This window comes from Nocardiopsis sp. MG754419, assembly GCF_018207095.1.
GTDB lineage: Bacteria > Actinomycetota > Actinomycetes > Streptosporangiales > Streptosporangiaceae > Nocardiopsis.
Genome location: NZ_QOCZ01000338.1, coordinates 1 through 608 on the forward strand (window position 1 = coordinate 1; position 608 = coordinate 608).

General features: G+C 69.2%; 1 protein-coding gene. It reads left to right on the top strand.

The features are described from left to right. Nucleotides 1-353: 353 nt before the first annotated feature. Nucleotides 354-587 (top strand): DUF397 domain-containing protein, encoded by a 234-nt coding sequence (locus DSY14_RS28005; protein ID WP_211719593.1) that lies wholly within the window; start codon nucleotides 354-356, stop codon nucleotides 585-587. Nucleotides 588-608 lie beyond the last annotated feature (21 nt).

Here is a 608-nt window from a genome sequence, read left to right on the forward strand (position 1 = left end):
CCGCCGCCCCGGCCGCCCCGCGACCGGGGCTTCGTGCTGGTCGGAGGCGTTCGTTTCGGGCCACGACCGAGGCTCGGCCCGGGATCGGTGAACCATCGGAGCGCCCGCGACGTTAGTTCCCACATGCGGTCACTCCACCGCGTCCGCACGGGGCCTCCCACGAGTATTTGCCAATGCAATCACGTATGCACGTGCATGCACTACGCTGAGGCCTCGAAAGGGGACACGAGGATCACATCGGTGGCGCGGCCGGCCCGACCGGCGGGACCGTCGCGGTCCGATCCCACGAGCGCGGCGCGCTGGAGCCGACCGTGGACCACCCGCACGTCCCCCGAAGTTCCAGGAGGTTGAGGATGCATCGGATTTACAACGGCGTTCCCGCGGACCGGCTACTGGTCACTTGGACCAAGAGCAGCTGGAGCAACCCCGACGGGAACTGCGTCGAGGTCGCCACGCTCCCCGACGGAGACATCGCCGTTCGTAACTCCCGTGACCCCGAGGGGCCCGCGCTCGTCTACACCCCCGAGGAGATCCAGGCCTTCGTCCGGGGCGCCAAGACCGGAGACTTCGACGCCCTTCTGAGCTGACCTTCCGCCCCACCCCCGGGC

Excerpts from the sequence above, each read along its gene's own strand:
- DSY14_RS28005 (WP_211719593.1), top strand. The coding sequence starts at position 354 with ATGCATCGGATTTACAACGGCGTTCCCGCGGACCGGCTACTGGTCACT.